We start from the raw sequence: 9,814 nt of genomic DNA on the forward strand, positions 1-9,814 counted from the left end.
CCGCCCGCTCAGAATCATGGGCGGGCGGGACGCCCGCGGTCCGCACGAGTCACCCACCCGCCATCAGGTCGGCCAAGGTCGGGTCGGCCGCGAGTTCGGCCGCCGTGCCGCGCCGCACGATCCGGCCGCGGCTCAGCACGACGCCGCGGTGCGCCACGCGCAAGGCCTGGCTGGCGCGCTGCTCGGCCAGCACGATGGCGAGGCCGTCCGCCGCCATGGCCGACAGGCGCTGCAGAAGATCGCCGACGACCACCGGCGCCAGCCCGAGCGTCGGCTCGTCCAGCAGCAGCAGGCGCGGCCGGTTCATCAGCGCGCGCGCCAGCGCCAGCATCTGTTGCTGGCCGCCCGACAGCAGCCACGCCCGTGCATGCGGCCGTTCGCCGAGCATGGGAAAGAGCGCCATCATCTCGGCCGCCCGTTGCCGGCGCTCCGCGGCCGGCAGCGACGACGAGGCCTCGAGGTTCTCCCGCACGGTGAGACCCGCGAACACGCGCCGCCGTTCGGGCACGTAGCCCACGCCCATCAGCACGCGCTGCTCGACGGCGAGCGTCGCCACCTCGCGTCCGAACAGGCGCACCTGTCCCGGCCGGAAGCCGAGGATGGTCTCGAGCAGGTTGGTCTTGCCGGCGCCGTTGCCGCCCAGCACGGCGACGATCTCGCCCGGCTCGACCGCGAGCTCGCCGATCTCGAGCACCGCACTCATGGCACCGCACTCATGGCACCGCCCTCATGCCGCCTCGTCGAGACCGAGGAAACTCGCGCGCACGCGCGGGTCGGCACGCACCTCGGCCGGCCGGCCGACGGCGAGCAGCCGGCCACGATCGAGGCAGACCAGGCGATCGCTGAGGCGCGACAGCAGCTCGATGTCATGATCGACGACCAGCAGCCCCAACCCGGCGTCGCGCAGGCCGCGCAGGGTCTCGACCAGGTCGGCCCGTTCGCGGTCGGTCGCGCCGGCCGCCGGCTCGTCGAGCAGCAGGAACGCAGGCCTGACCGACAAGGCCCGCGCCAGCTCGGCGCGGCGCGTCTCGCCCTCGAGCAGGCGCGCCTGGAAGGTGCGGCCCACGCCCGCCCAGGCAATGGCGTGCGCCGGCAGAGGCGTGATCGGCCGCTGGTCGAGCGCGATCGTCCCGTCGTCCGCCCGCTCGAGTCCCGAGATCACGTTCAGGAGAGTGGTCTTGCCCGATCCGTTGGGCCCGATCAGCCCGACGATCTCGCCGCGCGCCAAGGTGAAGGAGACGCCGGCCAGCGCCTCGACGCCGCCGAAGCGCTTGACCACCTGCTCGACGCGCAACTGCCGCGGGCCAGCATCCGATGTCAGCAAAGCCGGCCACGCTGGCGTTGGTGCCTCGGCCGCCCTTGCGCCGCGCAGGCGATCGGCGAGGCCGGCCAGCCCGTCGGGTGCCCACAGCACGACCGCGAGCGTCGCCACGGCGTAGGCGAGCAGCCAGGCGCCCTGGAAATCGCGCAGCAGCTCCGGCAGCCCGACGGCCAGCGCCGCGCCCAGCACCGCGCCCATCGGATGCCGCGTGCCGCCCAGCACCACCGACGTGAGGCAAAGCACCATGATCGAAAAGCCAGTCGCTTCCGGCGAGACGACACCGCTCAGCGCTGCCGAGAAGCCGCCGGCCAGGCCGGCCAAGGCGCCGGCGACGACAAAAGCCGCGAAGCGCCAGCGTCCGCCATCGATGCCGAGCGTCGCTGCGAGCAGGGGCGCCTGGCGCAACAGCCGCGCCTGCTCGCCCACACGGCCGCGCACGAGCGCGGCAGTGGCCAGCACCAGGACGATCAGGCAGGCCCACACCACGGCGAGCAGCACTGGCCCGCGCGGCAGCCCGCGCGTGAAGCCGGCGAGGCCGTTGGCGCCGCCGGTAAGGGTCTCGGCATGCACCGCCACGAGGTTGACGATCGAGGCCAGCGCCAGTGTCGCCAGCGCGAAGTAATGCGACTGCAGGCGCAGCAGCGGCCCGCCGACGATGGCGGCGAGGCAGGCGGCGGCGACCAGGGCCACCGGCAGCGCCAGACCACCCAGCGCGGGCGCCAGCAGGGCCGTCGCATAGGCGCCGACACCGAACAGCGCGCCCTGCGCCAGGTTGAGCGCGCCGAGATAGCCGAAGATCAACTGGTAGCCCAGCCCCATCAGGGCATAGACGCCGATCAGGGTGACCATGCGCTGGCCGAACGGCGGCAGCAGGGTCAGGGCCACGATCGGCGGCAGAATGAGAACGACCAGCCAGAAGAGTCCGGGGGACCGCATGTCAGGCACGGCGGCCGACCGGCTCGCCGAACAGGCCCTGCGGCCGCACCGCCAGCACGACCAGGACGCTGATGTAGAGCGCGGCCGAAGCCCAGGCGTCGCCGAACGCCGCCGACACGAAGGTCTCGAACACGCCGATGCCGAGCGCGCCCAGCAGCGCGCCCGGCACGCTGCCCCAGCCGCCCAGCGCCACCGCGATGTAGGCCTTGAGCATGTAGCCGGCGCCCTGGGTCGGGGCGACCAGGAACTGGTGTCCCAGCAGCAGGCCGGCAATGCCGGCGAGCGCGCCGGCCAGGGCGAGCGACAGCAGGACGTAGCGGCCGACCGGAATGCCGACGGCGCGCGCCATGTGACGATCGGCCGACACCGCGCGCATGCGCCGGCCGGTCTGCGTGCGCTCGAGCAGGAACCAGGTCGCCAGCACCAGCGCGCCGCCCAGCACGATGATGGCGATCGGCTGGCGGCCGAGCGCGAGGCCTGCCATCGCGAACGAGCCGCTGCCGGCGAGCGCGGGCGCCGTGCGCGGCGCCGTTCCCATCTCCACGGTCAGGCCCTGCTCGATGATGGCGGCGAGCGCGATGGTGGCGACGAAGGTCGCTTCGGGGGGGCGCGCCGCCAGCGGCGTGATCGCCACGCGGGCGGCAACGATTCCGGCGAGCGCGAGCGCCGCCGCCACCAGGGGCAACAGCACCACGCCCGGCAGGCTGGTCCAGGCACCGATCGCCACCGCGACGGCGCCGCCCAGCACGACGAGATCGCCATGCGCGAAGTTCACCGCACCGGCAGCATTGAGTGCCAGCACGAAGCCCAGCGCCACCAGCGCGTAGGCCATGCCCAGCGCCAGCGCGTTGACCAGAAGCTGGACGGTGATCAGCGCCCCTGCATCGATGGTTGTGGCATCATGCTCGCGGCATCGATGGTCGCGACGTCAGTGTTCGCGCGGCGCGTGCTTGCCCAGGATGCGCTGCAAGGTGCGCCGATGCATGTTGAGACGGCGCGCGGTCTCCGAGACGTTGCGATCGCACTGCTCGAACACGCGCTGGATGTGCTCCCAGCGTACGCGATCGGCCGACATCGGGTTGCTGGGCGGCGGCGGCAGCTTGCGGCCGAGCGACGTCAGCGCCTGCTCGATGGCGTCGGCGTCGGCCGGCTTGGCGAGGTAATCGATGGCGCCTTCCTTCACCGCGGCAACGGCGGTGGCGATGTTGCCGTAGCCGGTCAGCACGACGATGCGGATATCGGGCCGCGCCTGGCGCAACGGCCCCACCAGCTCCAGCCCGTTGCCGTCGCCCAGCCGCAGATCGATCACGGCAAAGGCGGGCGGCCGCGCGGTCTGCGCCAGCGCCTCGGCGATCGAACCGACGGCCGAGACGATGAAGCCGCGTTGCTCGAAGGCCCGGGCGGTCCGGTTGCGAAAGGCCGCATCGTCATCGACGATCAGCAATGTGCGGTCCTTGTTCGCCGTCGCACCGTCGATTGCGGGCGACACGGGTCGGCCCGTGCCTGTGTCCTGGCTCATGGCGACTCCTTCGACATCGTCGCTATGTAGCCTTGAAGACGGGGTTTGGCCAGCGCACCGATACTGCAGCGCCCGTGCCGAGCCGGCGATTCCCGAAGGTCACGGTCGCGCCGGTACGCTCCAATAGCGTTTTGGCGATGAAGACACCCAACCCCATGTGTCCCTCCTCGCCCTGGCGGGTCGAAATGAAAGGTGTTCCCAATTCGTCCAGCAGGGCCTCGGAGAAGCCCGGACCGTCGTCCGACACCTCGACCTCCGACCATTCCGTGGTCCAGCGCGTCGCGATCGTGATCTCGCTGCGCGCGAACGAAACGGCATTCTGGACGATATTGCCGATACCCTGCATGAGCTCGGGGCTGCGCACCTGGATCGGCGCCGTGGTCGGGGCGCCCTCGCCCGTCGGGCCGGCTTCGAAGGCGATGGTGATGCCCTCCCGGCCGTAGGGCTGCGCCGCCGCCTCGATCAGGGCCGGCAGCGGCACCAGGGTATAGGCGTCCGACACGTCGCCGGCCGGATCGACCGACAGCCGGGCCAGGATGGTGCGGCAGCGCTCCGATTCGGACGACAGCAGCTCGACATCCTCGCGCAACGGATCGTCAGCCTCGACCTCGCGCAGCATCTCCTTGGTTACCACGGCGATAGTCGAGAGCGGGGTGCCGAGCTCGTGCGCGGCCGCGGCGGCGAGCGCGCCCAGCGCCGACAGCCGCTGCTCGCGCGACAGCGCCGCCTGCGTCGCCGCCAGGGCATCGGCCATCTGCCGGCCCTCCTCGGCCAGCCGCCAGCCATAGAGCGTGGTCAGCAGCGTCGTCAGCGTGAGGCCGGCCCACACGCCGGCGCGATAGATGTCGGGCAGCTCGGGTGGCGGGCCGTGCCATGGCAGCGGCTGATGGAACAGGCCGAGCAGGCCGATGCACAGGATGGTGAGCAGCGACAGCCCGATGTTGCTGGCGAGCGACAGGATGGTGGCGCCGATGGCGACCGGCGCCAGCAGCAACAGCACGAAGGGATTGGTCAGCCCGCCGGTCAGATAGAGCAGCACGGCGAGTTGCAGCACGTCGAAGGCCAGGAACACGGCTGCCTCGCGGTCGTCGACGCGCGCCGAGGCCGGCCGGCCGATGCTGACCGTGAGGTTGAGCAGCGCCGACAGCGCGATCGCACCGAACACCGCCAGCAGCGGCAGCGCGAAGCCCAGCCCCCAGTGCACGACCGAGACGGTGAAGAACTGGCCGGCGACGGCAGCCCAGCGGATGAGCACCAGCGCGCGCAGCCGCACGCCACCGCGTGTCGGCAGGCTGGACCCCGCGGCGGCCGACGACAACGGGCCGGGGGCTGCCCCGGTCGAGGTTGGCGAAGCCGTCCCGACACGAGCTCCAGCGCGAACACCGACCCTGGCCATGGCGCTACTCCTCGAGCATCAGGTGCTTGCGATGAACGGTGGTGAAGAGCGGGATCTTGCGCTGTCTCCGACGGTCCGGCGGCTCCTTCGCCAGGCGGCCGACCTCGCCCAGGATGAAGCCAGTGATGGTCGGCAGCGGCAGCTCGCGCGCCTCGTCGAGCCTGACCCAACGGATGTCGCCGAGCTCGCTCGAATGGCGGATCTCGCCCGTGGCATCCTCGGCGCGTGCCATGAAGAAGCGGGCGTTGAAGCGGCGCGGCCGGCCGGGCGGCGTCACGGCGCGCGCGATCAGGTCGAGGCAGTCGAGCGCCGGCGCAAACCCCTTGTCGAGGAAGCCGCGCCAATGCTCGCCGAAATCCTCGTCAGGTGGTCCGTTCTTCAGGGGCTTGCCCAGCATGAGCCCGGTCTCCTCGAAGGTCTCGCGCACCGCGGCAACGGCCAGCGCGCGCGCCCGTTGCGCCGTCGCCGCCTTGCGCAGTCGTTCGTCGACGAAGCGGTCGAGCGGCGTCGCCACCGGCACGCGCGCGTCGTCCGGATCGACCCGCCCGCCGGGGAACACGTAGCGATTGGGCATGAAGGCGTGCTTGGCGTCGCGACACCCGAGCAGCACTTCGGGAATCCTGCCGCGCTGGCGCACCAGGATCAGGGTCGCCGCATCGCGCGGCCGCAGGTATGGGTATTTCTTGTCCTCGTGGGTCGGGTCGACTGGCCGCTCGGTGATGGGCCGCTCGCTGCCGAGCTTCGGGACTGAATGGTCGTAGCCTTTGTCGGTGCCGCGCACGATGGCGCCGGCGGGAATCGTTCGCTTGCTCATGATCGCAACGATAGTCTTCCGGACCGCGGGCGTCTCGCCCGCTCTTCGCATGGCGGGCGAGACGCCCGCGGTCCGGAAGACTGAAAGACGAACCCGCAGCCCCCATATCCCATAGACGCGCGGTCGAATTTCGGAGCGGCTCGATGGAAGATATCGAGACCTTTCTCGCGGTCATCGAGGCGGGCAGCCAGACGGCGGCGGCGCGTCGCCTCGGGCGCTCGCTGCAGTCGGTCAACCGTTCGCTGCTGGCGCTCGAGCGTCGCGTCGGCGTCGAGCTGGTGCGCCGCACCACGCGCCGATCGGCGGCGACCGAGGCCGGCCAGGAATTCTATCGTCGCGTGAAACCCGCCTTCATCGAGATCAGCGAGGCGCACCGCGACGTGGCGCGACGGCGCGCCGAGCCGTCCGGCCTGCTCCGCATCGCCGCCCCCGTCCAGTTCGCGTCGGCCTATGTAGTGCCCGCTGTCGCCCAGTTCATGCAGCGTTACCCCGAGATCGAGATCGACCTCAAGGTCTCCGACCGGTCGGTCGACCTGCTGGGCGACGGCGTCGACCTCGCGGTGCGGATCCGCGATCTGCCGGATTCGTCGCTGAAGACGCGGCGGCTGGGACAGCTGCGCACGGTGGTCTATGGCGCGCCGGCCTATTTCGCGCGCCACGGTCGGCCGCGCCATCCAGATGACCTCGCTACCCATCAGGGCATCCTGCGACGCGCCGCCGACTCTCAAACCGACGTCTGGCGTTTCCAGATCGGACGCAAGGCCCGAACCGTTCGCGTGGCCGGCCGACTTCGAACGGACAACACCGCCGCGGCCCGGTCCGCCGTGTGCGAGGGGCTTGGGCTCGGCTATGGGCCGTTCTGGCAGGTTCGCGATCTCGTCGACACCGGCGCATTGGAGATCGTCCTGGAGAATTTCGAGACGCCACGCTTTCCCATCCAGGCCGTGTTCCCGCCGAGCGGCATGCCGCCCGCCAAGACACGGCTGTTCGCCGACCTGCTGGCGGAACGGCTCAAACACGAGCGGCTCTGACAATCGATTCTCCCGGTCCGCGAGAGTGTCTATCCCGCGCCGCGCCGATTGAAGCGCGAGCGGGGTCGATCCAACTCCGCGGCATGGAGAACGACATGACCCCAAACAGACGTACCTTGCTGTGCGCGGGCCTCGGTGCGACCGCGGAATTCGTCTCGAAGACAGGCAGCGCGACACCGGCCGCGTCATGCGATCGACCCGATGTCGCTGGCGAGTGGCGCTGCGACCAGTCCAGCCGCAGCGCGGCGGCGAGCGATTTCGGCGGCATCGTTTCCAGGACGCCGAGGGCCGTCTACCGGCCAGCCTCGCGCGACGACCTTGCCGCCTTGCTGCGCTGGGCGACGCGCCACGGCGTTGCGGTAGCAGCGCGTGGCCAGGGCCATTCGACCTATGGCCGGGCGATGACCGAGAACGGTATCGTCGTCGACATGAGCGCGCTCGCCGCAATCGGACCGGTCCAGGCCGATCGGGTCGCGGTCGAAGCGGGCGCGACCTGGGATGCTGTCCTCGCGGCGACCCTGCCACATGGCCTGACGCCGCCTGTCCTCACCAATTATCTCGGGCTGTCGGTGGGCGGAACGCTGGCGATCGGCGGAATCGGCGGGACGACGTCGCGCTTCGGCTTCCAGACCGACACCGTCCGCGAGCTCGAAATCGTCACCGGCAGCGGCGATGCCCTGACGTGCTCGGCTTCCGTGAACGCCGACCTGTTCGACGCCGTTCGCGCCGGGCTCGGCCAGTGCGGCATCGTCGTGCGGGCGACCCTCGGCCTGGTGCGCGCCCCCGAACGGGTCCGCCGCTATCAGCTTTTCTATCCCGACCTCGCGACCCTCACCGCCGATCAACAGCGTACGCTCGCCGACGGTCGGTTCCATCAACTGCAAGGCGCCATCCTGCCCAATCCTGCCGGCGGCTGGCGCTACCAGCTCGACGGCGCCGTCTTCTACGACGGCGATGACGCTGCCCTCGAGCACCAGGCGCTCGATGGCCTGTCCGATCGACGCAGCGCGGCAATCGTCACCGACGCGACCTATCGCGACGACATGTCGGCCTTCGCCAAGCTCGAACAGGCGCTGCGGTCGAACGGCCAATGGTTCAATCCGCATCCCTGGCTGCTGACCTTCCTGCGCGCAAGCAACGCCGAGCGCATCGCCCGCGATGTTGTCGCCGGTCTGACCCCCACCGACCTCGGCCCGTTCGGCCGGGTCACCTACTATCCGATGTCGTCGCGCGCCGTGCGCACGCCGCTGCTTCGCCTGCCCGACGAAGCCGTTGTATTTCCCTTCAACCTGATCCGCATTCCGGCATCGGGCGATCGAGGGGAGGCCGAGCACGCGGTGGGGCAGAACCGCGAGCTCTACGAGCGCATCCGCGACGCCGGCGGCGTCCTCTATCCCGTGAGCGCCCTGCCCTTCTCCCCCGACGACTGGAAGCGGCATCTCGGGGCGCGCTGGCAGTCCTTGCGCGAGGCCGTCGGACGCTACGATCCGGCCAACATCCTGACGCCGGGCTACGAGCCGTTCGGCAGCGCCTGAGTGGTTCACACAGGCCGACACCGCGACCGAGCTGCATGAGCGCGTTCGGGACGCCGTGCAATGCAATTTTGACCCCGGCACGGCTCCCAAACTGATCAGGCTGCATTTCGTGAGGGATGAAGTCATCGCTGCATGAAGTTGCCTCGTGACCTGTCCGGATCCGATCTTGTGAAGGCGCTCGGACGACTTGGCTACGACATAGTCCGTCAGACTGGGAGCCATATGAGACTGACGCGGCGGATCGGAGCCGCATCACATCACCATCCCGGCTCACGATCCGCCGAAGCTCGGGACGCTCGCCGCGATGCTGGGTGACGTTGCGGCTCACTTGCGGACCGACCGAGACGAACTGCTCAAGCGTCTATTCGATTGAGAACCGCTGACATCGAAGTTCGATCCTGGTCAATGCCTTGCTACGCCGCCACCCGCACCTTCAGCCGCGGCATGATCTCGGCGGCGAAGCGGCGCATCTCGCGCTCGAAGGGCTGGAACTGCAGCAGCAAGGTCTCGATGCCGGCCTGGTGGAACTGGCGGATGCGCTTGGCGACGGTGTCGTAGTCGCCGACCAGGCCGGCGGCGGTGCCGCCGTTGGTGCCGACCTTCTCGAACTTCGCCATGGTCTGCTTCATGACGACCTTGGCGTCGGTGTTGCGCTCCTGGATCACGCGCGCGTCGGCGTCGAGCGCCGCCAGCGCGAGCAGGCGCTGGAATTCCTCCTGCGCTTCCGCCTCGGTCGGGCGGGCGATCACGAAGGCGGAGAGGCCGAAGCGCAGCGGGGCGCCGGGCCGCGGCCTGCGCGCGACGTCGGCGATCAGGCGGGCGACGTCGCCGAACGGCTGGCCGTTGATGAACCACACGTCGCCCAGGTCGGCCACAAGCTGGCGCGCCGGCTCCGACTCGCCGCCGACATAGATGCGCGGCCGCGGGCGGAAGGTGCGGTGCGGCCGCAGGATGTAGTCGCTGACGTCGAAGTATTTGCCCTTCCAGGTCACCCGCTCGCCGCGCATCAGCGGCTCGACCACAGAGAGCCATTCGCGGCCGTAGGCGTAGCGCTCGTCATGCTCGAGGAAGGGGATGCCGGCCTTCTCGATCTCCGCCCGGTTCCAGGCATTCACCAGGTTGATGGCGAAGCGGCCGCGCGCGATGTGCTCGATCTGCAGCGCCATCTTCGCCAGCACGACCGGGTGATAGAGCATCGGCTTGATCGCGGTGATGATCTCGATCCGCGAGGTGAGCGCCGCCAGCGCCGCCGACGACGTCCA

General features: G+C 70.3%; 10 protein-coding genes. 3 read left to right on the forward strand and 7 right to left on the reverse strand.

What is annotated here, in order from left to right:
- Positions 1 to 49: 49 nt before the first annotated feature.
- Genes AB7O82_RS33725 through AB7O82_RS33750 form a run of 6 tightly spaced genes read right to left on the reverse strand, consistent with a single transcriptional unit; the run spans position 50 to position 5,986 of the window.
- Positions 50 to 703: an ABC transporter ATP-binding protein gene (locus AB7O82_RS33725; RefSeq protein WP_428621357.1), complete on the reverse strand. Its 654-nt coding sequence runs from the start codon at positions 701 to 703 to the stop codon at positions 50 to 52.
- A 24-nt stretch (positions 704 to 727) separates the two neighbouring features.
- Entirely contained in the window at positions 728 to 2,257 is a 1,530-nt protein-coding gene (locus tag AB7O82_RS33730; RefSeq protein ID WP_428549069.1) for an ABC transporter permease subunit, read from the reverse strand.
- Between the two features lies 1 nt (position 2,258).
- Positions 2,259 to 3,146, reverse strand: coding sequence for a branched-chain amino acid ABC transporter permease (locus tag AB7O82_RS33735; protein ID WP_428621362.1), 888 nt, complete (start codon positions 3,144 to 3,146; stop codon positions 2,259 to 2,261).
- A gap of 39 nt (positions 3,147 to 3,185) precedes the next feature.
- A complete protein-coding gene (locus AB7O82_RS33740; protein ID WP_428549067.1) occupies positions 3,186 to 3,776 on the reverse strand; it encodes an ActR/PrrA/RegA family redox response regulator transcription factor in 591 nt (196 codons plus the stop codon).
- A gap of 22 nt (positions 3,777 to 3,798) precedes the next feature.
- Entirely contained in the window at positions 3,799 to 5,172 is a 1,374-nt protein-coding gene (locus AB7O82_RS33745; protein ID WP_428549065.1) for an ActS/PrrB/RegB family redox-sensitive histidine kinase, read from the reverse strand.
- A gap of 4 nt (positions 5,173 to 5,176) precedes the next feature.
- Positions 5,177 to 5,986, reverse strand: coding sequence for an NUDIX hydrolase (locus AB7O82_RS33750; protein ID WP_428549062.1), 810 nt, complete (start codon positions 5,984 to 5,986; stop codon positions 5,177 to 5,179).
- Positions 5,987 to 6,129: 143 nt separating this feature from the next.
- On the opposite strand from AB7O82_RS33750, the gene AB7O82_RS33755 reads away from it, so the two are divergent.
- From AB7O82_RS33755 to AB7O82_RS33765, 3 genes are all read left to right on the forward strand, one after another.
- Positions 6,130 to 7,017, forward strand: coding sequence for a LysR family transcriptional regulator (locus tag AB7O82_RS33755; RefSeq protein WP_428549059.1), 888 nt, complete (start codon positions 6,130 to 6,132; stop codon positions 7,015 to 7,017).
- Between the two features lie 95 nt (positions 7,018 to 7,112).
- Entirely contained in the window at positions 7,113 to 8,552 is a 1,440-nt protein-coding gene (locus tag AB7O82_RS33760) for an FAD-binding protein (RefSeq protein WP_428549057.1), read from the forward strand.
- A 132-nt stretch (positions 8,553 to 8,684) separates the two neighbouring features.
- Positions 8,685 to 8,867, forward strand: coding sequence for a type II toxin-antitoxin system HicA family toxin (locus tag AB7O82_RS33765; RefSeq protein ID WP_428621359.1), 183 nt, complete (start codon positions 8,685 to 8,687; stop codon positions 8,865 to 8,867).
- 98 nt (positions 8,868 to 8,965) lie between these two features.
- Here the strand turns inward: AB7O82_RS33765 and AB7O82_RS33770 are convergent.
- The coding region (locus AB7O82_RS33770) for an LLM class flavin-dependent oxidoreductase (RefSeq protein WP_428621360.1) at positions 8,966 to 9,814 on the reverse strand (849 nt) is incomplete at its 5' end.

The sequence above is a fragment of the Reyranella sp. genome, assembly GCF_050185545.1.
Lineage (GTDB): Bacteria > Pseudomonadota > Alphaproteobacteria > Reyranellales > Reyranellaceae > Reyranella.

Excerpts from the sequence above, each read along its gene's own strand:
- AB7O82_RS33725 (WP_428621357.1), bottom strand. The coding sequence starts at position 703 with ATGAGTGCGGTGCTCGAGATCGGCGAGCTCGCGGTCGAGCCGGGCGAG.
- AB7O82_RS33730 (WP_428549069.1), bottom strand. The coding sequence starts at position 2,257 with ATGCGGTCCCCCGGACTCTTCTGGCTGGTCGTTCTCATTCTGCCGCCG.
- AB7O82_RS33740 (WP_428549067.1), bottom strand. The coding sequence starts at position 3,776 with ATGAGCCAGGACACAGGCACGGGCCGACCCGTGTCGCCCGCAATCGAC.
- AB7O82_RS33745 (WP_428549065.1), bottom strand. The coding sequence starts at position 5,172 with ATGGCCAGGGTCGGTGTTCGCGCTGGAGCTCGTGTCGGGACGGCTTCG.
- AB7O82_RS33750 (WP_428549062.1), bottom strand. The coding sequence starts at position 5,986 with ATGAGCAAGCGAACGATTCCCGCCGGCGCCATCGTGCGCGGCACCGAC.
- AB7O82_RS33755 (WP_428549059.1), top strand. The coding sequence starts at position 6,130 with ATGGAAGATATCGAGACCTTTCTCGCGGTCATCGAGGCGGGCAGCCAG.
- AB7O82_RS33760 (WP_428549057.1), top strand. The coding sequence starts at position 7,113 with ATGACCCCAAACAGACGTACCTTGCTGTGCGCGGGCCTCGGTGCGACC.
- AB7O82_RS33765 (WP_428621359.1), top strand. The coding sequence starts at position 8,685 with ATGAAGTTGCCTCGTGACCTGTCCGGATCCGATCTTGTGAAGGCGCTC.